The 20,750-nt window shown below is 63.5% G+C and carries 22 protein-coding genes and 2 pseudogenes; 11 read left to right on the top strand and 13 right to left on the bottom strand.

Annotated features, from left to right (window positions below; genetic code table 11):
• Nucleotides 1-48 precede the first annotated feature (48 nt).
• Nucleotides 49-1,359 carry a mechanosensitive ion channel family protein gene (locus ACV1FX_RS34985; protein ID WP_473122091.1) on the top strand — a complete coding sequence of 437 codons (1,311 nt, stop codon included), beginning with the start codon at nt 49-51 and terminating at the stop codon, nt 1,357-1,359.
• Between the two features lie 104 nt (nt 1,360-1,463).
• Nucleotides 1,464-2,282 (top strand): type I methionyl aminopeptidase, encoded by an 819-nt coding sequence (gene map, locus ACV1FX_RS34980; RefSeq protein WP_473122090.1) that lies wholly within the window; start codon nt 1,464-1,466, stop codon nt 2,280-2,282.
• A gap of 73 nt (nt 2,283-2,355) precedes the next feature.
• On the opposite strand, the gene ACV1FX_RS34975 is transcribed toward map, so the two are convergent.
• Both ACV1FX_RS34975 and ACV1FX_RS34970 read right to left on the bottom strand, forming a co-directional pair.
• Complete coding sequence (locus ACV1FX_RS34975) at nt 2,356-3,489, bottom strand: helix-turn-helix transcriptional regulator (RefSeq protein ID WP_473122089.1); 1,134 nt, start codon at nt 3,487-3,489, stop codon at nt 2,356-2,358.
• A 108-nt stretch (nt 3,490-3,597) separates the two neighbouring features.
• A complete protein-coding gene (locus tag ACV1FX_RS34970) occupies nt 3,598-3,729 on the bottom strand; it encodes a hypothetical protein (RefSeq protein WP_473122088.1) in 132 nt (43 codons plus the stop codon).
• Between the two features lie 69 nt (nt 3,730-3,798).
• Here ACV1FX_RS34970 and ACV1FX_RS34965 point away from each other — a divergent pair, with 69 nt between their 5' ends.
• Genes ACV1FX_RS34965 through ACV1FX_RS34955 form a run of 3 tightly spaced genes read left to right on the top strand, consistent with a single transcriptional unit; the run spans nt 3,799 to nt 6,258 of the window.
• Nucleotides 3,799-4,653, top strand: coding sequence for an intradiol ring-cleavage dioxygenase (locus ACV1FX_RS34965; RefSeq protein ID WP_473122087.1), 855 nt, complete (start codon nt 3,799-3,801; stop codon nt 4,651-4,653).
• 56 nt (nt 4,654-4,709) lie between these two features.
• A complete protein-coding gene (gene radC, locus ACV1FX_RS34960; protein ID WP_473122086.1) occupies nt 4,710-5,438 on the top strand; it encodes a RadC family protein in 729 nt (242 codons plus the stop codon).
• A gap of 28 nt (nt 5,439-5,466) precedes the next feature.
• Nucleotides 5,467-6,258: a bestrophin-like domain gene (locus ACV1FX_RS34955; RefSeq protein WP_473122085.1), complete on the top strand. Its 792-nt coding sequence runs from the start codon at nt 5,467-5,469 to the stop codon at nt 6,256-6,258.
• Between the two features lie 10 nt (nt 6,259-6,268).
• Here ACV1FX_RS34955 and ACV1FX_RS34950 read toward each other — a convergent pair whose 3' ends face one another.
• From ACV1FX_RS34950 to ACV1FX_RS34920, 7 genes are all read right to left on the bottom strand, one after another.
• Nucleotides 6,269-6,820 (bottom strand): inositol monophosphatase family protein, encoded by a 552-nt coding sequence (locus ACV1FX_RS34950; RefSeq protein WP_473122084.1) that lies wholly within the window; start codon nt 6,818-6,820, stop codon nt 6,269-6,271.
• Nucleotides 6,821-6,852: 32 nt separating this feature from the next.
• On the bottom strand, nt 6,853-7,428 hold the full coding sequence (locus ACV1FX_RS34945; protein WP_473122083.1) for a TetR/AcrR family transcriptional regulator: 576 nt from the start codon (nt 7,426-7,428) through the stop codon (nt 6,853-6,855).
• A 416-nt stretch (nt 7,429-7,844) separates the two neighbouring features.
• Nucleotides 7,845-8,924: a M14 family metallopeptidase gene (locus tag ACV1FX_RS34940; RefSeq protein ID WP_473122082.1), complete on the bottom strand. Its 1,080-nt coding sequence runs from the start codon at nt 8,922-8,924 to the stop codon at nt 7,845-7,847.
• A 4-nt stretch (nt 8,925-8,928) separates the two neighbouring features.
• Complete coding sequence (locus ACV1FX_RS34935) at nt 8,929-9,108, bottom strand: hypothetical protein (RefSeq protein WP_473122081.1); 180 nt, start codon at nt 9,106-9,108, stop codon at nt 8,929-8,931.
• A 16-nt stretch (nt 9,109-9,124) separates the two neighbouring features.
• Nucleotides 9,125-9,994, bottom strand: coding sequence for an MBL fold metallo-hydrolase (locus ACV1FX_RS34930; protein ID WP_473122080.1), 870 nt, complete (start codon nt 9,992-9,994; stop codon nt 9,125-9,127).
• Nucleotides 9,995-10,078: 84 nt separating this feature from the next.
• The gene (locus ACV1FX_RS34925) at nt 10,079-11,407 is read right to left on the bottom strand and encodes an MATE family efflux transporter (protein ID WP_473122079.1); all 1,329 of its coding nucleotides are present in this window, start codon (nt 11,405-11,407) and stop codon (nt 10,079-10,081) included.
• A gap of 392 nt (nt 11,408-11,799) precedes the next feature.
• Nucleotides 11,800-12,603: an SDR family NAD(P)-dependent oxidoreductase gene (locus ACV1FX_RS34920; protein ID WP_473122078.1), complete on the bottom strand. Its 804-nt coding sequence runs from the start codon at nt 12,601-12,603 to the stop codon at nt 11,800-11,802.
• Between the two features lie 664 nt (nt 12,604-13,267).
• On the opposite strand from ACV1FX_RS34920, the pseudogene ACV1FX_RS34915 reads away from it, so the two are divergent.
• Together ACV1FX_RS34915 and ACV1FX_RS34910 are read left to right on the top strand one after the other, a co-directional pair.
• A pseudogene (locus ACV1FX_RS34915) lies at nt 13,268-13,536 on the top strand (helix-turn-helix domain-containing protein).
• Nucleotides 13,537-13,572: 36 nt separating this feature from the next.
• Nucleotides 13,573-13,764 (top strand): annotated as a pseudogene (locus ACV1FX_RS34910) (bestrophin-like domain); the annotation flags it as partial.
• 10 nt (nt 13,765-13,774) lie between these two features.
• Here the strand turns inward: ACV1FX_RS34910 and ACV1FX_RS34905 are convergent.
• Nucleotides 13,775-14,557, bottom strand: a complete 783-nt coding sequence (locus ACV1FX_RS34905) for an inositol monophosphatase family protein (RefSeq protein ID WP_473122077.1) — start codon at nt 14,555-14,557, stop codon at nt 13,775-13,777.
• A complete protein-coding gene (locus ACV1FX_RS34900) occupies nt 14,554-14,709 on the bottom strand; it encodes a hypothetical protein (RefSeq protein ID WP_473122076.1) in 156 nt (51 codons plus the stop codon). Before ACV1FX_RS34900 ends, ACV1FX_RS34905 begins: the two co-directional genes overlap by 4 nt.
• 92 nt (nt 14,710-14,801) lie before the next feature.
• Here ACV1FX_RS34900 and ACV1FX_RS34895 point away from each other — a divergent pair, with 92 nt between their 5' ends.
• From ACV1FX_RS34895 to ACV1FX_RS34880, 4 genes are read left to right on the top strand one after another with little or no spacing between them, the layout of a single operon-like run.
• The gene (locus ACV1FX_RS34895) at nt 14,802-15,911 is read left to right on the top strand and encodes an ABC transporter ATP-binding protein (protein WP_473122075.1); all 1,110 of its coding nucleotides are present in this window, start codon (nt 14,802-14,804) and stop codon (nt 15,909-15,911) included.
• Nucleotides 15,912-15,926: 15 nt separating this feature from the next.
• Nucleotides 15,927-17,057: an ABC transporter substrate-binding protein gene (locus ACV1FX_RS34890; RefSeq protein WP_473122074.1), complete on the top strand. Its 1,131-nt coding sequence runs from the start codon at nt 15,927-15,929 to the stop codon at nt 17,055-17,057.
• A 48-nt stretch (nt 17,058-17,105) separates the two neighbouring features.
• Nucleotides 17,106-17,936 carry an ABC transporter permease gene (locus ACV1FX_RS34885; RefSeq protein WP_473122136.1) on the top strand — a complete coding sequence of 277 codons (831 nt, stop codon included), beginning with the start codon at nt 17,106-17,108 and terminating at the stop codon, nt 17,934-17,936.
• Entirely contained in the window at nt 17,933-18,748 is an 816-nt protein-coding gene (locus ACV1FX_RS34880; protein WP_473122073.1) for an ABC transporter permease, read from the top strand. The genes ACV1FX_RS34885 and ACV1FX_RS34880 overlap by 4 nt, the downstream gene beginning before the upstream one ends.
• Before the next feature lie 77 nt (nt 18,749-18,825).
• Here the strand turns inward: ACV1FX_RS34880 and ACV1FX_RS34875 are convergent, their stop codons facing one another.
• Both ACV1FX_RS34875 and ACV1FX_RS34870 read right to left on the bottom strand, forming a co-directional pair.
• The gene (locus tag ACV1FX_RS34875) at nt 18,826-19,143 is read right to left on the bottom strand and encodes a glycine zipper domain-containing protein (protein WP_473122072.1); all 318 of its coding nucleotides are present in this window, start codon (nt 19,141-19,143) and stop codon (nt 18,826-18,828) included.
• 207 nt (nt 19,144-19,350) lie between these two features.
• Nucleotides 19,351-20,289: a hypothetical protein gene (locus ACV1FX_RS34870; protein WP_473122071.1), complete on the bottom strand. Its 939-nt coding sequence runs from the start codon at nt 20,287-20,289 to the stop codon at nt 19,351-19,353.
• Nucleotides 20,290-20,750: the final 461 nt, after the last annotated feature.

Genomic DNA, 20,750 nt, shown 5'->3' with positions numbered 1-20,750 from the left:
GATCTGCCTCCAACGAACCCTCGCGATAGACACAGAGCTCAAAGAGACATGGACCTCAAAGACCTCATGGAGTTCTTGCAGACGACGGCGCGCAGCGTCGGCGCCGAGATCGCCTCGCCCTGGTTCTACCTGCAATTCGGCCTGGTGCTGGCGGCGGCCGGGATCGCCTATGCCTCCCAGGCCGCCATTCGCAACCGCATCGACATGACCTCGCTGGCGATGCGCTGGCCGCTGCCGCTTCGGCACTTCATCCGCGTGCTGGTCGGCAGCACCTCCACGGCGGTCTTCACTTTCATCGTCATCGTCGAACGCATAGTGATGTACCACGCGACCTGGCCGAGCCGCAGCTATCTCCTGATGGTCGCCGCCAAGCTCGGCCTCGCCTGGCTCGTCATCCGTCTCCTCACTTCGGTGCTGCGCAACGCCTTCATCGTCAGTCTGGTGTCGATCACGGCATGGTTCGTCGCGGCCCTCTCCATCATCGGGCAACTCGATGCAACCGTCGATCTGCTCGATTCCTTCGGGATCGTGCTCGGCGGATTACGGCTGACGCCGCTTTTGCTGATCAAGGCCGGCGCGCTCCTGATCATCGCACTCTGGCTCACCAACATCGCCAGCAATTTCGCCGAGAGCCGGATCAACTCGACAGCCGACCTCACCCCGTCGGTGCAGGTGCTCCTGATCAAGATCATCCGCATCGGGCTCTTGACGGTGGCGGTCATCATCGCGCTCGACGCGGTCGGCATCAACCTCTCGGCGCTCGCGGTGTTCTCCGGCGCGGTCGGCGTCGGTATCGGTATCGGCCTCCAGAAGATCGTCGCGAACTTCATCTCCGGCATCATCCTGCTCGCGGACAAGTCGGTGAAGCCCGGCGACCTCGTCACCATCGGCGACAATACCGGGCGGATCAGCGCGATGAAGACACGCTACATTTCCGTCGCCGCCGGCGACGGCCGCGAGTTCCTGGTGCCGAACGAGGATCTGGTGACGCAGAAGGTCGTCAACTGGACCTATACCGACAAGAATACGCTGGTGAAGATCGCCTTCGGCACCAATTACGACGCTGATCCACGGCTCGTCTGCAGGCTCGCCGCCGAAACCGCTGCCGCCCATCCGCGCGCGCAGAAAGGCAAGCCGCCGAACTGCATCCTGACCGAGTTCGCGGAAGCCGGGATGAAGTTCTCGCTGACCTTCTGGATCGCGGACCCCGACGGCATGGACAACGTCAAGAGCGACGTGATGCTGGCGCTGTGGGACGCCTTCAAGCGCGAGGGCGTCCGGGTTCCCTACCCCGTGCGCGAAATCCGCGTCCGCGGCGGCGCTCTGCCGGTCGAAACCACCGTAGAAGTCCCGAGTTGAGGCAGCTTTTGGCCGCAAGGCGGCCAAGCTTGACTTGCATGAAGGCCCGCGATCATTAAATTAGGGCCAGAAATCAAACGCTTCCGCCGCAAAGATTACCTTCCATGAGCTACGTCGAAGCCACCGATACTTCCTTGCGCAAGACCGGACAGATCAAGCTGCATGGCCCGAACGCGTTTGTCGGCATGCGCAAGGCAGGCGCGCTGGTCGCCAAGTGTCTCGACGAGCTGACTGACATCGTCGGCCCGGGCGTGCCGACCTCGCGCATCGACGAGTTCGTCCGCGAGTTCGCGTTCAGCCATGGCGCCTATCCCGCGACGCTGATGTATCGCGGCTATCGCTACTCGACCTGCACCTCGCTCAACCATGTGGTCTGCCACGGCATGCCCGGCGACCGGCCGCTGAAGGAAGGCGACATCGTCAACATCGACGTCACCTTCATCGTCGACGGCTGGTATGGCGACTCGAGCCGGATGTATGCGATCGGCCCGATCGCGCGGAAGGCCGAGCGGCTGATCGAAGTGACCTATGAGGCGATGATGCGCGGCATCGCCGCCGTGAAGCCCGGCGCCACCACCGGCGACATCGGCCACGCCATCCAGAGCTTCGTCGAGCCGCAGGGCATGAGCGTGGTGCGCGACTTCTGCGGCCATGGCCTGGGCCGCATGTTCCACGACGAGCCGAACATCATCCATATTGGCCGGCCCGGCGAGGGCGTGCAGCTCAAGCCCGGCATGTTCTTCACCATCGAGCCGATGATCAATCTCGGCAAGCCACACGTGAAGATCCTGTCCGACGGCTGGACCGCGGTGACCCGCGACCGCTCGCTGTCCGCGCAGTTCGAGCACTCCGTCGGCGTCACCGCAACGGGCGTCGAGATCTTCACGCTGTCGGCGCGGCACGGCGAGAAGCAGATCGGCTGATTTCGGCCTCCGGCTCGAACGCTTGCCGATGCGGCGAGCTCGCCGTTGAACAGCTCCGGCGAGCCCTCACGATTCAGGAGCGAAACGGGTCCGCATGCGCCGCGACCAGCTTGATCAGATCGGTCTGGCGGCGCACGCCGGTCTTGGCGAACAGATGCTGCAGGTGGGTTTTGACCGTGGCTTCAGCGAGCCCGAGCGCCGCGGCGATTTTCGACACGCCACTGACGTTCAGCATGGCCTGAAGAACACGAACCTCGCCGGGTGACAGCTTGTAGAGCTTGGCGACCGTTTCGATCGGCGGCGGGGCGTAGGCCGACGCCTTGCGGACGAAGACAGCTGCCACCGCCGAATGAACCCTGCCCTTCTGGAGACGTGCGCCCGAGGTGAGCGGCAGCACGTGGGCAAACCAGTTATGGCCGGGTTGCTTCAACAGCGGCACCGCGATCCCACCGGCGCCGATCGCGCTGTCGCCGTCGCTCGCAGCGGCCATGACATCCCGCAGGGTGCGCGCCGCGAGCGGATCGACGGCGGTCAGAACGTTCTGCGGGCGGGTCAGAACCGTTCCGTTGCCGAGCAGCGCCTGGCCGGCATCGTTGACAAACACAATCCGGCCGAAGCGATCGACGAGAAAGACGCCGGAATCGATGGCATCGAAGGCGTCCGACAGCGCTGACGATCCGGCCTTGTGAACGTCGATCACGTTGCCGATCAGCACGGCGCGACGCATATGGGGGACCAGCAGCCGCATCCGATGGCGCATGCCGTCGTCGACCAGCCCCTGACTTTCGTTTCGAAACACGCCGAAGAGTGCGAAGCCGTTGGCCGATTTGTCCAGCGTCGCGGCAAGATGATCGACCCAGCCGTTGGGTTTCGCCCATTGCTGGTAGACTGGCGTGGCGACGAATTCCTCGTAGGGCATGAGATCGGCGATGCTGTAGATGTCCCCGACCTCGAAGAAGAACTGGCTGACGGTGACGGGATCGAACCGCACATAGTCGTCGAAGTACGCGGCGAGCGATTCTGCCGGCATGTTCCAGTTGTATCGCGCCGCCCCCTTCCGCACGACGACGTCCTTGGAATAGAGCGAGGCAGCCGATCCGCCGACGAACTGACACGCCTGCTCGAGGACGTCGGTCCACAACGCCGAGTCGAGGGCAGCATCGTAGATGTCCCCGATCAGGTGGGATACCAGATCCACGTCAACCATCGTGCGGCAGCTCCATCATCCAGCAGATGATAACGGTATCCGGGGAGCATGACATCAACCGAAAGGTGTATGGGTCGGTGACCGGCCTGCGCGACCGCAACGACGACATCAGGCGACGGCTTGCTCCGCGAACGCAATCTCCGCCAAATTCATGTCGGCCTGGTCGATCAGGCGCTTGGCTTCCTGCACGCGGCGCGCCGCCGCGAAACAGCCGGAAACCTCCGGGCTGATTGTCGCCATCTTCAAAGCCCGATCTTGCCATTCCGTTCGCCGATGACAATCTCTGGTCAGATGGACAGGAGAGACAAAGTGAGCACGTCGACGCGTCGCGGTTTTCTCGGATTTGTATCGGCGACCGCCGCGGGCCTGCTGCAAACCTCGGCGCGGGCGGCATCCGAGCCCGCAGCGGTCTCGGATGAGCCCGCTTGCATCCTGACGCCGCAGGCCGAGGAAGGGCCGTTCTATTCCGATCCAAAGCTCGTGCGGACAGACATCACCGAGGGCAGGCAAGGCATTCCCCTGACGCTGCGGCTGCGCGTGATCGAGGCGGGGCCCTGCACCGCCATCAGGGGCGCGCGGGTCGATATCTGGCATTGCGACGCGCAAGGTCTCTATTCGGCGTTTCCGGGCCAGAGCGATAGCCACAACGTGGATGCGACCGGCAAGACATTTTTGCGGGGCACCCAGTTGACCGACGAATTCGGCTGGGTCACGTTCAACACGATCTATCCGGGCTGGTATGACGGCCGCACCACGCACATCCATTTCAAGGTTTTCCTCGATGAGAGGAATGTGCTGACCGGGCAGACCTACCTGCCCGACGCGCTGAACGAATTCATCTACACCAACGTTCCCGCCTACAAGGATCGCGCGCGGCAACGCACGATCATCAACGCCAACGACATGGTGATCGAGCACTCCGACCCAGAGCATCGCGCCTTTAGCGCGGTGAAGGAGGAGCGTGACCGCTACGTGGCGAGCTTGACGCTCGGCGTCGACCGCCGCGTCAACGCGACGGTGGGTCGCGCCGGCCCGCCGCCGCCTCCACCCGGCACGCGTGGCGGACCTCCGCCGGGGCCACCGCCATCAGGCGGGCCGACGTTCGGCCGGCAGATCAAGGACCGGCTTGCGGCGCTGGTGCCGGGACTGAAGCCGAGCCGCTGAACGCGATCGCAATTGGCGGTTGCAAAAACGATGGTCCGCGGCAATGCTGGCGCGCAATGCCCGCCAGACCCAGCGACCCCAAATCCAGCGATCCAAAGCCTGAACCATTAGAGCCGCCGCACTATCTCGGCCATCGCGAGCGGCTGCGTGAGCGTTTCTACAGCGCCGGCGCGGATGCGCTGAGCGATTATGAGCTGCTGGAGATGGCGCTGTTTCCGGCGCTGCCGCGGCGCGACACCAAGCCGCTGGCCAAGACGCTGATCAAGACCTTCGGCTCGTTCGCCGAGGTCATCCACGCGCCGGTGGCGCGGCTGCGCGAGGTCGAGGGCGTGGGCGACTCCACCATCAACCAGCTCAAGCTGATCGCGGCAGCCGCAAGCCGCGTCACCAGGGGCGAGGTCAAGAGCCGCAATGCGCTGTCGTCCTGGAATGAGGTGATCGACTATTGCCGTTCCAGCATGGCATTCGCCGACAAGGAGCAGTTTCGGCTGCTATTTCTCGACAAGCGCAACCAGCTCATCGCGGATGAAGTGCAGCAGACCGGCACCGTCGACCACACCCCGGTCTATCCGCGCGAGGTGATCAAGCGCGCGCTCGAGCTTTCCGCGACCGCGCTGATCCTGGTGCACAACCATCCCTCCGGCGATCCCTCGCCGTCGCAGGCCGACATTCAGATGACCAAGGCGATCATCGAGATCGCAAAGCCGCTGGGGATTGCGGTGCATGACCATATCATCGTAGGCAAAGGCGGGCATGCGAGTCTACGCGGCTTGCGGCTGATCTGAAGAGCTCCCGAGCAATTGACGAGATGAAATGAGCGACTGGCTGCACACCCTGCCGGTGCCGTGGATGGCGCTGGTGATTTTCGGCTTCACCTATTTTCTTGCCGCGGCCGTGTTCGCCGCCGTCATGACGTTCGCGACGGATGCCCGGCAGAAATCGCTCAAGACGATCTCGCCGGGCATGCTGCCGGTGCTCGGCATCATTTTCGGCCTGTTCGTCGCCTTCACCGCGGCGCAGGTGTGGGGTGACAGCGATCGCGCCAGCGCTGCGGTGAGCCGCGAGGCCAGCGCCCTGAGGAGCGTCGAGCTGCTCGCCGCCGGCCTTCCGGCGGAGCAGGGGGCCCGTCTGCGGGGGCTGGTGCGCGACTATGTCGCGCAGGCCGCCACCGTGGAGTGGCCAATGATGGCGCAGCGGGAGGTCTCCCTGAAAGCGACGCCGTCGGCGCTTGCCGAGGCGTTGCAGCTCGTCGTCGCGATGACGCCGCAGGGCACCGGCCAGGCGACCGTGCAGCGCGAGCTCATCAACGCGCTGGAGCAGGCGCTGGATGCGCGGCGGCAGCGCATCATCATCAGCCTTGCCGCGGTGAATGCCGTCAAATGGTGGTGCCTGTACTTGCAGGCGACGTGCGCGCTTGCGGTGATCGGCCTCGTCCATTGCGACAACCGCCTCGCGGCGGCAATCGCGATGGGCCTATTCGCCACCGGCGTTTCGGCATCCGTGCTCCTGATCGCCGCGCACGACCGGCCCTTCGCCGGCCAGATCTCGATCGGACCGCAGCCGCTGCTTCAGATCATGCCGGAGAAGCCGGACAAAGAGCCCTGAGGGCCTCCAGCTACGAGATACCCACGATTTCGCGGAGCTGCGGAGCAAGGGCGGGCGTGGAGCAGAGAATCGGATTTCCTTTGCTGATGCCGTCGCCAGCGAAGAAATCATTGATTGATGCGCCCGCCTCGCCGGCGATGACGATGCCCGCTGCGACGTCCCATGCATTGATGTGCAGCTCGAGATAGGCGTCGGTGCGCGCATTGGCGACATGGCAGAGCCCGAGCGCGCCCGAGCCGGAGCGCTTCACCGCGCAGCCTGCGGCGTAGCCGCGCTCGAGGACAGCGAGGTAGCGCTCGAAGGGAACGCGGGGCGACCAGCCGAGCTCGACATAGGCGCGCTTGAGGTCCTCGGTGGCCGAGACGCGGATCGGCCGCCCGTTCAGCGTTGCGCCCTGTCCGCGCTGGGCGACATAGAGCTCGTCCAGTGCCGGCGCGGCCACGATTCCGATGGTGGGGACGCGATTGTGCAGGAAGCCGATCGAGATGCACCAGTTGCGGTCACCATGGACGAAGTTCATGGTGCCATCGATCGGATCGATGATCCAGACCGCTGAGACCATCTCCTCTCGGACTGGAGCTGTGCCGCGAAACTTTACGGCGCTCGAGCGAGCACCAGTGCTGCCTCGACACCACTTTCCAAAATCTGATCTGCTACTGCGGCGTCCGTCACGGTGCGCGCGTATTGAAGAGTGCCTGCCATCAGCGCAAAGATCGCCGTCGCGCGACGAGCGGCGACGGCAGGGTCGGCCTTCGGCAGGAGTGCGGAAACGACCGATAGATAGCTTTGTATTCCCTCCTCATAGACTTGCCGGGTCGCCATCGGTTCACGCGCGACTTCCGGCAACAGAGCAGCCGACGGGCAGCCGCATGATGGCGTTTTGAGATGCTCACGGCTCAGATAGGTCCGAACGATGTCCTCAAGCCCGCCGCCCGCCCGCAGAATGTCTTCAACGCGATGTTGCCGCTCGCTGATCGCGGACGACACCGCCTCGCGAACAAGTTCCTCCTTGGATTCGAAGTGGGGATAGAACGCACCATTGGTCAGACCGGCTTCCCCCATGATCCCGGCGATTCCTGTCGCCGAGATTCCCTCTTGGCGAAAACGTTTGGACGCCACGCTCAGAATGTGCCGCCGTGTCTCCGCCTTATGTCCCTTCTCGAAACGCATGTTCTCTTCCCTATCTTCCCTTCAATTGAACTGGCCAGGCCAAGCGCTCTCGATCCGGCGCGCGAGGTCGAGCAGTGCCCGATCACTCTGTAGGGGCGCATCCAGTTCGATGCCGATCGGCAGGCCGCCCTGCGAGACACGATCGAGGGAGACCGGATTTCACCTGCCCGTGGGGCACGTTGTGGCCGGTGAGTGTGTGATGGTGAACGTGTCGGTCATAATTCCTCCATTGATTGCGACCCGCCCGTTCAGGGACACCAGGGAAAATCGCACCTCACCTGATTATGTTCATAATATATAATTATGCCCATAATTCGAATAGATTTGCCGCGCTTTTCACGTGGGTGGGCACGACACTGCCGCCTTAGGTTTCAGGCAATCTCTTCTCGGTGGAGCGCTGGCGTGGTCCGCACGCTTCAGCTCTGGCTCAATTCGCCGACCGCAGCACGAATGGCAGCAAGGGCCTGTCCTGCTGCCATGCCGCGCCATTCTGCGCTAGGGTCGTCGAACGAGGCCCTGATCTGGGATTTGATCGCGCGTCCCTGCGGCGACAACGGATCGCCGAAGCGATGCAACCAAGCATCTGCACGAAGTGCTGTGCCAACCTCGTCAATCGCGCGGATTCCGCACTCCAGCGTTACGGCGTCCACGGTTGCGTGCGGCAATAGTCTAGGGATCGCGCTGAAACCATCACCGGAGATTTCAGAAGCCACCGAATTGCCTCCAAGATAAGAGGTGGAGCCCTTGCCGATCCATGCCTGCGTTCTGGTGAACGCTGGATCGTCCAGTCGACGATGGATGATCAGCTCTGCAAAGCCATAGGCGCCAAGGCCGGTATGAAAATCAAGCAGCAGAACGCGACCGGCCTCCTTCGCTTGACGCCTGAGGATGTCGGTCAGCGCTCGACGCGCCCAGACGGGTTCGCTTCCGCCATAGAAGATACCGCGCGGATAATGCCACTGACCACCGGTGACCGCTTGCTGTAGTGCGGCCATGCCGTTCCGCGCGACCCACGCGCCAATGTCCGCGCCTGTGGAGCGTTGCGTTTCCGGCGACCAGTCTGCCGGGCACAAAGCGTCGGCGAGTTCGGCGTAACCTTCGTTCACCGGCAAGGGCCGCGAGAAATCCAGCCAGTTGCGGTTGAGATCGACATTGTTTTCGTCGACGCGGCGCTGCCACGCGAAGCCGTAGGGATTGATCGCATGAATCAGTAATGCGGCCGTGTCCTTCGGCAGGCTGCTCGCACCGCCTCGCGCCAACCACTCTACCTGTACGCCCGAGCCGTAGAAGCCCTCCACGCCATGCGTGCCGGAAATCATCACGAAGAGTTTCTCCGCCGAGGCCGGGCCGAACCGCGCAAAGTCGGTCGAAAGTGTGCCACCATCGGGGCCACGCTCAGGATTTTCGATCCGCTCAAGAGCACCACCTGCCTGAGTTGCTCCGGCGACGAATTTGCGACGCGCCTCCTCATAGGTGTCGGAGAAGCTTTCGATCATTGGTTCATCCTTTTGACGATGTGGAGGCCGCGAGCGCGAGCGGTGCTACGGTCATGGGCCAAACGGTGTTCGCGGCGACCAGCGGCGTCAGCAGTGCAGCCGCGCCAACGCCACTCAGGAAGGCAAAGAGCAGGGTGGTGACCGATGATATCGGGCACAGAGGCGCTGCGGCTTCTTGCGCCATGCGGCAGGCCTCCCCTTCACTGATGCGTGGCCTCGCGCGCGTCTTCGGGCGCAAAGGAAAAGCCGTTCGTATGGCTATGGATGCGTCCGGCGTGAGGGACGCCGAAGTGTGCCGGGAACAAGAGGCTGTTGTGCTCCGCGCAGTGACCAAGCACCCGCAGGCGCGATTGCACGGCCTGCGCAGGGTCCATGCAGAACCGGCTGCTCCATGTAGGCTGATAGACCTGGATCGGGTTATGCATCACGTCGCCGGTGAAGAGTCCCTCATCCTCCCCGCCCAGCAGCCGAAGTATGATCTGACCGGGCGAGTGCCCCGGCGCCGGCTCGATAAGGAGGTTGTCGCCAAGCTGGTCGGTCATGCTGACGACCTGATCTTGCTTTGCGGCGATCACCGGCAGAACCGAGTCGGCGAAGACATCGCGTGGCTCCTCGGGCAGATGAGGATTGTTCGCGGGGTTCCAGAAGTTCAGTTCGTTGCGCGAGAAGACATATTTCGCGTTCGGGAAGGTCGGCACCCAGCGGCCGTCGAGCAGGCGCGTATTCCAGCCAACATGATCGACGTGAAGGTGTGTGCAAAGGACATAGTCGATATCCTCGGGCTCCACGCCAGCGCATCTCAGCCGGTCGAGGTACGGGATATCAAGCTGATGGAAATGGGGCGAGCCCGGCCTTTGCTTGGCGTTGCCGCAACAAGTATCTACGAGAATATTGTGGCGCGGTGTGCGGATCAGCCAGGAATGCACTGACATGATGAATTGATCGGTCGCCGAGACGTAGTAGTTCGGTGCCATCCAATGTAGGTGCTCTTCGAGGACGGTTGGATCGAAGGTCGCGAGCAGCTCATGCGGTCGGAAAGCCGGCCCCAGAAGCTCCTCGATCCGCGTCACGGTCGCCTCGCCGATCCGCCAAGTGGCAGGGATGTACTGTGTCATTGTGTTTTCCTTGGATGCTCGGGTTGAGTGGAACGGCAGTCACGACGGTTTCGCCGGCGCGCCCGCGTTTTCGTTCGAGGGCGGCCACATGGCGCCAGACATCGCCGCAGCGGCGCAAATTACCGCGGCGGCGACCAGGGCGAGCGCGATAAGCGCGAACAGCCCCGCCTCAGGCACACCGAAGGCAGCGACGGCGAGCCAACCGCCGCCCGCCGCGATTACGAGCCGGACCGCGCCGGCAATGAAGACCCACCCCATGCGGCCAGCGCCCTGTGCCGCGAAGCTCAGCGCGAAGATGATCCCATTGGCGGCATAGGCGGGTGCGACGATCCGGAAATACAGGGAGCCTGTTTCGAGCACGGCGCCGTCATGTGAAAACAAATCGATCCACAGCCAAGGAAAGAGCGCGACCAGGAAGCCCACCGACTCCGTGAAAGCCACGCTGACGGCCGTCCCGAACCAAGCAATTTTTTTCGCCCGCTCGAGGTCGCCCGCGCCAACGTTGGTGCCGACCATGGTGAGGATCGCCGTCCCGAGGCCGAATAAGATGGGGATGAGCACGTAGTCGAGCCGCGAGGCCGTGCCGTAGCCTCCGATCGCATCGACGCCGAACCGGCCGACTGCGGCGGTCACGAGCAGGACCATCAGGTTCAACTGAATGGTGTTGAGCGCGGCAAGCAGGCCAACCCTGAGAATATCGTGGAACAACGGCCAGCGAAGCCGAGCGAACGAGAGGCGTAGCCCCGATCGTCCGCTCGCCATGTAGCGCAGCATCACAACAGCGGCGCCGCAGTAGAAGAGCGTGACGGCTATGCCGGCGCCGGCGACGCCGAAGCCGTGGAAGGGCCCGAGCCCGAAGATGAACAGCGGCGAGAGAGGGACAAGCACAGCCGCGCCGACAAGCGTCACTAGTGCAGGAACCCGCACATTGCCTATCCCGCGGAGCACAGCGGACAGCAGATTGACGACCCAGATCGGTACTGCGGCAAGGAAGATAAAATTCGAATAGATAAGAGCTGAGTGCAGGGCTTCGCCAGTTCCGCCCAAGGCTTCGTAGAGAGGGCCACCAAACCCGATAGCGAGGATTGAGAACAAGAGCCCGAAGGCGACGGATATCACGAGTGTATGAAGGACAAGCGCGCTCGCGTCCCCATGGCGGCCGGCGCCGGCCGCGCGCGCCACAGCCGAGGCGACGCCGCCGCCGATCCCGCCGGCGGCCATCATGGTCATGAGCATCCAGACGGGAAACACGAGGGCGACGCCGACTAGGGCTTCGGTGCCCAGACGCGAGACGTAGAAGGTCTCGGCGACGTTCACGAGAGTCTGCGCGATGAGGACGCCGATCGTCGGAAGCGCCAGCCGCATCATCGTCTTGAAGATCGGGCCATGCAGCATGGCCTCGCGTGCCCGGAGCTTGGCGGCCTGACGGCTATGCTCGGCCGCTCTGCCCGGAATTTCCGCATCAGCAGGATTTGCAGCAGTGTCCGATAGCGAAGCGGCCGCGTTCTTCATTCCAATCTCCTTCAACGCGCTAGGAATCGCGTGAGCGCAAGTGTTCGTGACTCATCTCGCGGTTACGGCCGCCCTGAGTTCTGATATTTCTCTGGTAAGGTGTGCCGCTTCCTACGAATCGCCGACCACGGGCTTGATCCGGATTGAGCCGCATGGTGAGCCGGCAGGAAGAACAGATCACCGTCGCCGGCCTGCCGAGACGCGCTAGAACTTCTCGCGCCCGACAAACGACGCGTGCCGTTTCAGGCTCATTCGGCGGGTTGACGATAGCGCTGCGCAGGCTCACCAGCCGCCAACGAGGACCTGAGAGCCCGACGTGAAGCCTCGTAAGCAGTCCACAAGCTTTCATCTGCCACGGTCGGCAGCGTAAGAATCTCGCCCCGGTCGAGACCGACAAGCGCCGCCTCGACGAGATCTTCAGGGCTCATGATCATCGACCGTGGGATGACGCTCTCCGGCACCTGGCCACGCGCCCACATGTCCGTATCGGTCGGGCCGGGCAGAACTGCTTGGAAGCGCACGCCGGCGTCCTTGACCTTGCCGGCGAGAGAGACGGTAAGGTTGATGAGGTAATTTTTCGAGCCGCTATAGGCGCCGTCAAACATTTCAGGGGCGAAAGCTGTAACGGAACTGATGTTGACGACAGCGCCGCCTCTCCGCTCCTCAAAAGCTTTGGCGGCCGCGATCGAGAGGAGTGTCGGGGCGGTAATGTTGACGGCGATCAGCGCCTCGGCGTCCGCCAGACCGCCCTGCAGCGCACCGCCTTGCGTCGAAATTCCGGCGTTATTGACCAACAATGCGATGGTCGCATCCTCACCAATGCGCGCGGCGAGCTTCAAAAGCTCAGATGATTTGGCGAGATCGGCCACAACGACCTCCACCGCTCTGCCGGTTTCCTCTCTGATCCGGCTCGCATTCGCCTCAAGCCGCTCAGCATTGCGAGCTACCGCTATCAGGTCATATCCGCGCTCGGCCAACTTTCGAGCGTAAACCGCCCCTATCCCCGCTGAAGCGCCGGTAACAATTGCCTTCCGAACTGCCGTCTCGGTCATGGATTCCTCGCAGAAAGAGCTGTGACACGGCATTTGGGATTCGACGCAGAGGCCCATCATGCCATTACGGTCATAATATATAATTACGATCGTAATGCAATAGATTTTTCGACGCCGATAGCGTTACTTTTTCGAGTTCGTTGGATTCGAAGGATGTCGGCTACAGCACGCTTTTCGGTGGGTGCGAACGACAAAGCCAAGACGGAATGCCGGGCGCTGCCGAAGTGAGGGGCCAGCGAATGGGTCGAAAGGCTTTAGCGTAGGGCAATTCGAAGACCCGGTGCGGTCGGACTCGGATTGTCATCTATCGCTACGGTGGATCTTGAAGGCGTTGCACCTTTTCCTCGCCTCCCGGGCTTCACAAACTTGTCGCCAATCGCGAGTTCTGATCGATCGCACAACGCCAATCCGGCACGTGGCTGCACGACTCGAAACACCACGGCCAGCCCGCTTTTGTGCCCCCTACCGCCGCCGTTTCTACGACACCGGCCTGCGACGTTTTTCACGACCGCGTATTGCGCAGCATGTATGTCCGTGCAGAAGCGTGAGGCGGCGGGCTCGTGCGTCCTAGAACGAGATCCAATCGACCTTCGACGACCTGCCGCGATGATCAACCTGAAAAGGCAACTACACAGCTACGATTGTGCTGCCGAAGGAGGCCGTAATGGCAGACAGCAAATTTCTTACGCCGGAAGAGGCCGCTGAGCGCTACCGCGGCGGTATCTTGGTTGGGACTTTTCGAAATTGGCGCGCGATGCGTCTTGGCCCGTCCTTTGTAAAAATTGGTAAGGCCGTGCTCTATCCCTTAGACGAGCTCGATGCATGGGATGAAAGAATAAGGTGCATTGTCATGCATCCAAAGGAGTGATCAGGCGTGATGGTCACTGTGAGGCACGATCAAGCGATCCCTGTCCCTGGCATCACTCGTGGTAATCTTGCCGTTTATGGCCGTCGCAGGCGACGTGCGCGCTTGCGGTGATCGGCCTCGTCCATTGCGACAACCGCCTCGCGGCGGCAATCGCGATGGGCCTGTTCGCCACCGGCGTTTCGGCATCCGTGCTCCTGATCGCCGCGCACGACCGGCCCTTCGCCGGCCAGATCTCGATCGGACCGCAGCCGCTGCTCCAGATCATGCCGGAGAAGCCGGACAAAGAGCCCTGAGGGCCTCTAGCTACGAGATACCCACGATTTCGCGGAGCTGCGGAGCAAGGGCGGGCGTGGAGCAGAGAATCGGATTTCCTTTGCTGATGCCGTCGCCAGCGAAGAAATCATTGATTGATGCGCCCGCCTCGCCGGCGATGACGATGCCCGCTGCGACGTCCCATGCATTGATGTGCAGCTCGAGATAGGCGTCGGTGCGCGCATTGGCGACATGGCAGAGCCCGAGCGCGCCCGAGCCGGAGCGCTTCACCGCGCAGCCTGCGGCGTAGCCGCGCTCGAGAACGGCGAGGTAGCGCTCGAAGGGAACGCGGGGCGACCAGCCGAGCTCGACATAGGCGCGCTTGAGGTCCTCGGTGGCCGAGACGCGGATCGGCCGCCCGTTCAGCGTTGCGCCCTGTCCGCGCTGGGCGACATAGAGCTCGTCCAGTGCCGGTGCGGCCACGATTCCGATGGTGGGGACGCGATTGTGCAGGAAGCCGATCGAGATGCACCAGTTGCGGTCGCCATGGGCGAAATTCATGGTGCCATCGATCGGATCGATGATCCAGACCGCATCGCTTGCTGCGCCGCCGCCCTCCTCGCCGATCACAGTGTCAGTCGGGAAGAGCACGGCCAGTCGCTGCCTGAGGAAATCCTCCACGGCTCCATCGGCAACCGTCAGCCAGTCCTGAGCGCCCTTCATGGTGACGCCGAGGCTTTCCTGCCGGCCGAAATAGTCCAGCGCCAGGCGCCCGGCCTCGGCGACAAGGCCCTGGACGGCATAGCGCCGCGTTGCGAGCTCAGCCGGCGTCATCGTTCAGCAACCTCGATGGCCACCGGATTGCCGAGGCGCTCCGCAAGATCAGGGGTCAACCACGCCGGCAAGGCTTCGTGGTTGCTGTTTGGCATCAGCCAGGTCAATTGCTCGTCGGCAGGCATGGTTTCACAAATCTGTTGCATCAGCACGCTACGGATCGCTACGTTTATTCCAAGCCGGTCGCGGAATGGAAGGACAATTCCATTCTGGCAGAATGACATCGGCGTGGAGGGAACGAGTAGTGCAGGCGGAAACGCATGGCGTGCCCTGCGCCGGCGCGGCTATCCAGGTGCGCGACCTGCATGTCGCCTATGGCGGAACGCCAGTCCTGCACGGCGTCAGCCTCGACTTTGCCCCCGGCACCTTCACTGCTCTCCTTGGCTCTTCCGGCTGCGGCAAGACCACCCTGCTGCGCTCATTGTGCGGCTTCGTACCGGTGCACTCCGGCTCGATCGTGGTCGGTGACCGCGACGTCGCCCTGCTGCCACCGGAGAAGCGTGGCATGGCGATGGTGTTCCAGTCCTACGCGCTGTGGCCGCATATGACCGTGCTGCAGAACATCGGCTACGGGCTGAAGCTGCAAGGCACCCCCAAAGCCGAGATCGCCGCCAAGGTGGCTTCGCTGCTCACGACGCTGGGCCTTGCCGGCTACGAGCAGCGGAAGGTCACGGCGCTGTCGGGCGGCCAGCGGCAGCGCGTCGCGCTCGGCCGGGCGCTCGCGATCGACCCCCGCATCCTGCTGCTCGACGAGCCGCTGTCCAATCTCGACGCCAAGATCCGGATGACAATGCGCCACGAGATCCGCGCGATCCAGCAGCGGCTCGGCGTCACGGCCATCCATGTCACGCATGATCGCGAGGAAGCCATGACCATGGCGGACCGGCTCGTCATCATGCAGGCAGGCCGGATCGCCCAGGTCGGCACACCGGAAGAGGTCTACGATCGGCCGGCGAGCGCCTTTATCGCTAATTTCATGGGTGCAGAAAACGTCCTGCCCGTGCACATCGCGCGCAACGAGGACGGGACGACGGTCAGTGCCGGCCCCGCGGTCGCCCGGCTCGCGTACAACGCAGCGACGCTGCCGACGGGCGCGGCCCTGGCCTATTTCCGCGACGACGTGGCAAGCCTCGATGCGCCCGACGCGACGCCGCAGGGCGACCTCCTCGTGCCCGGGCGCATCGTCGCGCGCAGCTATCCCGGCGGCCTTTATCGCTATCGCGTCGAGGCGGCCGGACGGCAGATCACGGTCGACGACGCAGCTCGCGTTGAACCGGGCGCCGCCGTCGGCCTGCGCATCCCGTTACGACGCCTTCACATCTTTCCCGCGGCCGAAGCCGCCACCGCCGCCTGACCAGGAGCCAGACCCATGCGCATTCTCAACTTAGCCTGCTCCCTCGTGGCGCTGCTGTCAGCGTCGCCTCTCGCCGCACAGACCCTCAATGTCGCCTCGGCCGGCGACCAGAACATGGTCGACTACGTCAAGGACTATCTCGGCCCGATGTTCGAGAAGAGCCATCCCGGCGTGAAGGTCGTCTCCGTCGGCACCGGTCCGGGCGATGCCGGCTCGCAGAAGATATTTGAGAAGCTCGACGCCCAGAAAAGCGCAGCGACCACCGATTTCGACGTGGTGGTGATCCACCAGAAGGCCGCCGGGACGATGGTGAAGGAGGGGCTGCTGGCCAAATACACCGACAAGGTCGACACCGCGAAACTGGTGTCCACCGAGACCGCCAAGAACTCGCTCGGCGCCGACGTCTCGGGCTACGTCATCCCGATGTTCCAGTCGCAGACGGCACTCGCCTACAATGCCGACATGCTCAAGAACCCGCCCGACAACTTCACCGAGCTGAAGGAGTGGGTGAAAAAGAACCCGAAGCAATTCGGCTATAATGGCATCAAGGGCGGCATGTCCGGCGTGGCTTTCGTCGCCGGCTGGATCTACGCCTTCGGCGGCGATGCCGGCAAGCTGATCGAGGGGCCGTATGACCCGGCCGAGAAGGCCAAGTGGGACACAGCCTTCAGCGAGCTGAAGGACTTCAACAAGAACATCGTCATCACGCCCGGCAATGCCGGCACGCTCGACATGCTCAACCGCGGCGAGATCGCGATGGGCCCGGTCTGGGTCGACATGTTCTATTCCTGGCAGGCTGACGGCAAGCTGCCGCCCAACATGAAGCTCAAGCTCGCCTCGCCCGGCATGCCCGGCCAGCCGATGTACTACGCCGTGCCGGAAAAGGCGGCGCAGCGGAAGCTCGCGGAGGAGTTCATCGCGCTCGCCACCAGCCCGCAGGTCCAGGCGGAGGGCATCGTCAAGAAGTTCAACTGGTATCCGGGCATCGACGCCAGGAATCTCGAAGGCAAGCTCGACAAGGCGGCGTGGGACAAGCTCTTCACCGACATCACCCCGGCGGACCTGTCCAAGAACGCGAAGCCCTTCCCGATCGCGCCCTATTTCAACGACATTCTCGAGGGCTACGAGAAGAAGGTCGCGAACTGAGGGGCGCGCTTTGCGGAAAGCTTCGGAACGCCGCGCCATATCATGAGCCTGTCCCAGCGCCAGCTCGCCTTGCTGCTGATCGCGCCCGGCCTCGCTCTCGTCGCGGCGCTGTTCCTCTACCCGCTCTGCTTCTCTCTCCTCTCGGCCTTTACCGGTCCCGACGGCGGGTTCTCCTTGCAGGCCTTCGGCAAGGCCTTCGAGCTCTATTCCGGCGACATCCTCTTCACGATCGTCATCGTGGTGACCTCCTGCGCGCTGACGGCGATGGCGGCGGTCGCCATCGCCGGCACGCTGACGCTCGGCGAGGCCCCCTGGGTCGTCGGAACGCTCCGCACCCTCTACCGCTGGCCCCTGTTCATTCCCTTCATCGTGGCCGCGCAGTGCATGCGCACCTTCCTCGCCAAGAACGGGCTGATGAACAACACCTTCGTCTCGCTCGGCCTGCTGGAGCCGTTGCAGGCGGTGAGCTATCTCGACTGGCGCGGGATCATCATCACCTTCGTGTGGAAGCAGACCCCGTTCGTCGCCCTGCTGCTCGCCGGCGCGCTGGCCTCGCTCGACCGCGCGACCCTCGAGGCCGGGCGCAATCTCGGCGCTTCGCGGCTCAGGGTTCTGATCGAGCTGGCGCTGCCGCAGGTGATGCCGACGCTGCTCGTCGCGCTCGTCCTGTCCTTCGTGACGATGCTCTCGGTGCTCTCCGTGCCGATGATGGTGGCCGGTTCGCAACCGACCATGCTGACCGTCGACATGGCGTTCCGCATCAACGCCTATGGCGACTATGCCACGGCAAATGCGCTCGGCGTCATCACCTACCTGATCAGCGCCGGTGCCGCGATCCTCTATCTCCGGCACGGCATGGCGAAGGAGGGCGCGCCATGAGCCACGTCGTATCCTTGCTGCGCGCCGCGCTGGCGGGCACTGTTCTTGCGGCCTTCGCCTTTGCGCTGATCGGTCCGCTCGCCAATCTGGCGCTGTGGTCGGTGGCCGAGCGGTGGTACACGCCCTACAAGCTGCCGGTCACCTACGGCACCCGTTATTGGGAGCAGGTCTTCCGCCCAACCGGCGACGCCATGGCCTCGCTCGCAACCTCGGTCTCGATTGCGGTGTTGACCGTCGTCGTCGCACTCGCGCTCTCCGTTCCGGCCGGCTACGCGCTCGCACGCCTGAAGCTGCCGATGCGCGCGTTGTTCATGATCGTCTTCCTGCTGCCCCAGGCCTTTCCCTCGGTGGCGATCTACATCAACGTGGCGCGGATCTTCTATCGTCTCGGCATCAACGGCACGGTGCTGGGCGTCGTGCTGGTCCACGCCGCCCACGGCCTGGTCTATTCCGTGTGGATCGCGGCCGCGGCTTTCGCGGCAGTCGACAGGGATCTCGAGCTCGCGGCCCGCAACATCGGCGCCTCGCCGCTGCGCACCTTCTTCACGGTGACGCTTCCCCTGGCCGCGCCCGGTGTGATCGCCAGCGGCATCTTCGTCTTCCTGGAATCACTGGACGAGTTCACCGGTACGTTCTTCGTCGGCGTTCCGCAGGTCACGACGCTGCCGCTTCTGCTCTACAATGCGGCGATGGGCGGAAACTACCAGGTCGCCTCGATCACGGCACTGATCCTTCTGGTGCCGTCCGTGCTGTTCATGCTGTTCATCGAGCGTTTTCTGCGCGCGGACGTTCTGGCGAAGGTGGGGGCGTAGCGCCCTGGCGAAGCAAATGTTGAAGCCGGCGTCACCGGACGCCGGCTTCAAATCGCGCGACCGTTCGTTCGTGACGCTCAGTAGCAATACCGCCGATCGACCCGCACATAGGCGCCGTCGGGGCGCTGCATGTAGCAGCCGCGCTGATAGGCGTAATAGCCGGAGCGGCGGCGCTCGCCTTCCGCGGCGATGGCCGCGCCCGTGCCGGCGCCGACGATGGCCCCGACCGCGGCCCCGCGGCTGCCGCCAATCGCGCCACCGAGAATGGCACCGCCGACGCCGCCGACGATCGCGCCGCCAATGGCGTCCTGCGCCGCAACCTCATGTATCGGGGCGAGAATCGCAACCCCCAGGCAGGCCATCCCAAGTCCTGCCATCCCAAGTCCTCGAAACATCTCAATCCTCCAGTGTGACGCGGCCATTCATATCGGCGGCGGCGGATTCGGGCCAGAACAATCGCGGCGCTTCAGGCGCGAGACGCCATGCGGTGTCGCCAGGGTCTTTGAGATCGGGCAGCAACGGTCGTGCCGCTGCGACGGGCCTATGTGGCCGGGCGGCACCCGCCTGTCGTCACGACGCGATGCGGCGCCGCGACGTACCCGTCAACCGATCATGTCCCGCTCGACCTTTCGCAGCCGCACGAAGGCCGCCCACGCCTTCGGATATTCCTTATCCTTGGGATCGATGGTGAGGAGCGCGCGGCACGCCTCCTGGATGTCCTCTGATGATGGCCGCATCCTCGCGTTTCCGGACGACCGCGATTTCTCCCAGCGCTCCTCGACATCTCTCGCCAAGGCAAGAACCTCGGCCGGCGTTCGCTTCCGCGTCAACTTGGAGAGCGGATGATCAGGCGGGAATGTCGGCCAAGCGGCCGGCGGCTGATCGACCCGCCACGCGGATCCATTGGAGCGAGCTCCCTCGCCTGCACCCTGCTGTCCGTTACTTTGTGCTTCCTCCTGGACGGACACGCCATTTGTCGTCTGTCCCACAAACTGTCGGAGCTGCTGCTCCATCGTGCCGCCGGACGAGCCCTGTGCTGCCGAGGGCGCAAGCTTTGTCAACGTCGACGCCGACCGGAGACCCACATTGGGAACGACCTTCTGCGCGGTCTTTGCCATCGACAAGACGCCGGCAGGTATCGCCATGTCTTGTTGCGCGACTGTTTCCTCGTCCGGGCAGGACTTGAACACGGTGGGCTGCTGCGTGATCCGGCCATCCTTGTCGTCGATGCGGGCAAAATCGATGGCCACGGCGTAGACGAATGCTGCTTCAGCGGCCTCGCCGGACTTGTCCCTTGCCTTGACTGCGCCGCAGACATATCGCGACGCGTCCGCTTCGACCGAGCGCAATGTGCTGAATTGCGCCGAAGCCGGATCGGTCAGCACGCGCCGAACCGCTGCACGGGCTTTCATGTGATCGATCGAGAAGAAATTGAGGACGAGGTCCGAATTGATCAATTGGGGCTGGTAGTACCAGACATATTCGGCGGCGAGAAATGCGACACCAATGCTGGCGGCGATCAGAAGGGCGGGTACATTCACAGGGCATGCTCCCAGCGTATCGCGCTGGTACTTTTTAGTTGCAGAAATGGTTCCGATGCCATCTATGCGAGCATTGCCTAACGATTGGTAAACGGTTGAATCTGGAACCGATATCCACCAGAAGACGAGTACGGGCAGTTTCGGCCTGTTTTGGTGTCATCTCCGCAGCGACGCACGCCGGATGCCGGCTACGCCGACTGACCTGATGCGGGACTCGCCGTCACGGCGCGGTCCAGCGCTGCACGGCCTCGGCCGTGTCGCCCGGATTGGTGTTGAAGCAGATCGCAGCGTTCGGCACGAGCTGGTGCACGAGGTTGAGCACCCTTTCAAACAATAAAGCGTGATGGCATTAAGTTCGATAGCCTGAATTTTTGAGGTAGTTGGCGCATTCCTCGGAGGTGAAGGCATCGAGTGCGCGGCTGATTGCGGCGCAGACCGCGTCGACGGTTCGCGCGGCAGCT

Source organism: Bradyrhizobium ingae (genome assembly GCF_055791185.1).
Note: the sequence above shows the minus strand (reverse complement) of the source record. Positions and strands in the feature narration are given on the sequence as shown.

Excerpts from the sequence above, each read along its gene's own strand:
- ACV1FX_RS34940 (WP_473122082.1), bottom strand. The coding sequence starts at position 8,924 with ATGATCGAAAGCTTCTCCGACACCTATGAGGAGGCGCGTCGCAAATTC.
- ACV1FX_RS34875 (WP_473122072.1), bottom strand. The coding sequence starts at position 19,143 with ATGTTTCGAGGACTTGGGATGGCAGGACTTGGGATGGCCTGCCTGGGG.
- radC (WP_473122086.1), top strand. The coding sequence starts at position 4,710 with ATGCCCGCCAGACCCAGCGACCCCAAATCCAGCGATCCAAAGCCTGAA.
- ACV1FX_RS34880 (WP_473122073.1), top strand. The coding sequence starts at position 17,933 with ATGAGCCACGTCGTATCCTTGCTGCGCGCCGCGCTGGCGGGCACTGTT.
- ACV1FX_RS34950 (WP_473122084.1), bottom strand. The coding sequence starts at position 6,820 with ATGGTCTCAGCGGTCTGGATCATCGATCCGATCGATGGCACCATGAAC.
- ACV1FX_RS34955 (WP_473122085.1), top strand. The coding sequence starts at position 5,467 with ATGAGCGACTGGCTGCACACCCTGCCGGTGCCGTGGATGGCGCTGGTG.
- ACV1FX_RS34890 (WP_473122074.1), top strand. The coding sequence starts at position 15,927 with ATGCGCATTCTCAACTTAGCCTGCTCCCTCGTGGCGCTGCTGTCAGCG.
- ACV1FX_RS34920 (WP_473122078.1), bottom strand. The coding sequence starts at position 12,603 with ATGACCGAGACGGCAGTTCGGAAGGCAATTGTTACCGGCGCTTCAGCG.
- ACV1FX_RS34935 (WP_473122081.1), bottom strand. The coding sequence starts at position 9,108 with ATGGCGCAAGAAGCCGCAGCGCCTCTGTGCCCGATATCATCGGTCACC.
- ACV1FX_RS34945 (WP_473122083.1), bottom strand. The coding sequence starts at position 7,428 with ATGCGTTTCGAGAAGGGACATAAGGCGGAGACACGGCGGCACATTCTG.
- map (WP_473122090.1), top strand. The coding sequence starts at position 1,464 with ATGAGCTACGTCGAAGCCACCGATACTTCCTTGCGCAAGACCGGACAG.
- ACV1FX_RS34925 (WP_473122079.1), bottom strand. The coding sequence starts at position 11,407 with ATGATGCGGCTGGCGCTTCCGACGATCGGCGTCCTCATCGCGCAGACT.
- ACV1FX_RS34970 (WP_473122088.1), bottom strand. The coding sequence starts at position 3,729 with ATGGCGACAATCAGCCCGGAGGTTTCCGGCTGTTTCGCGGCGGCGCGC.
- ACV1FX_RS34905 (WP_473122077.1), bottom strand. The coding sequence starts at position 14,557 with ATGACGCCGGCTGAGCTCGCAACGCGGCGCTATGCCGTCCAGGGCCTT.
- ACV1FX_RS34975 (WP_473122089.1), bottom strand. The coding sequence starts at position 3,489 with ATGGTTGACGTGGATCTGGTATCCCACCTGATCGGGGACATCTACGAT.
- ACV1FX_RS34985 (WP_473122091.1), top strand. The coding sequence starts at position 49 with ATGGACCTCAAAGACCTCATGGAGTTCTTGCAGACGACGGCGCGCAGC.